The sequence below is a fragment of the Marinobacter lacisalsi genome, from assembly GCF_042651045.1.
In the GTDB taxonomy this organism is placed as follows: domain Bacteria; phylum Pseudomonadota; class Gammaproteobacteria; order Pseudomonadales; family Oleiphilaceae; genus Marinobacter; species Marinobacter lacisalsi.
On the sequence record NZ_JBHSDI010000028.1, the window covers coordinates 1 to 911 of the forward strand.

Below are 911 nucleotides of genomic sequence, written 5' to 3' on the forward strand. Positions count from 1 at the left end.
CCGAAACTTCAGCTTACCGGAATCAGTGACTCTGAATCCGGAAAAGGCGGCGAACTGTTAAAGAGCTGATGACTTAAACGCGACAACTACGTTGACAGACTCCGCTTACGCCCTACTAGAATTAGCCGAAATCGCAGCATACGTCCTCAGCACCCCTGCGACATCCCCAGTTAAGCTAGACGGGCGTACATATTTTGATAACTTTACATTAATAGGTGCAGCGGTTTTTAGCTATTACGACATTGACGTTTCCGAATTTATAGCTATGTCAAGTAGCTTAAAAGATGAGATAAACGACAACATAGTAGACAGATCAGCTGTCGCTAGAGCACTTCTTTTATGGGCGTCGGAGTACCCAGAATCAAAAACAATAAAACCGCTAAATCACTGGTATAAAGAGCTTAAAGAAATCCTTGCAGATGAAGAACATGATGATTGGCCAAAAACCACACGGAGATTTGGTGCCGAGCTCAAAAAGATTGCTCCTAGATTGAAGCCAAAAGGGATTACATGCGAAACATTAGGAAAGCAAGGTTCTCACGTTCACTGGGAGATACGAGTCGCCTAACCAGGCTCAAGCCTGGAAGACATTTAAGACGTACACGACGTTTTTTCTCTAATTTTCTTTTTTCATCGTGCCGAATGGCCCGGAAATAGGCCAATTCAGGCTGAGTCCGCCGGATGTCTTGGGGCATAATGTCACCTAGGCAGGGCCGTTCATCGCCGACTGGATACCGCCGCTTTACGGGTTGGACGAACCATGCCTCCCACCTCCAACTGTCGATCTTCGCTCCGACCCGCAGCAATCGTAAGCGGTCCACTAACTACACCGGCATAGCCTCATCCTGATTCCACGGCAACAGGCCATCCAGATCCTTATCGGTCGCCGCTGATGGCAACTCGCTCAGCAC

Annotated in this window: 1 protein-coding gene; it reads left to right on the forward strand. The window is 48.0% G+C overall.

The window, feature by feature from the left end; translation table 11 throughout:
- Nucleotides 1–91: 91 nt before the first annotated feature.
- Nucleotides 92–568 (forward strand): hypothetical protein, encoded by a 477-nt coding sequence (locus ACFOZ5_RS13405; protein ID WP_379888141.1) that lies wholly within the window; start codon nucleotides 92–94, stop codon nucleotides 566–568.
- Nucleotides 569–911 lie beyond the last annotated feature (343 nt).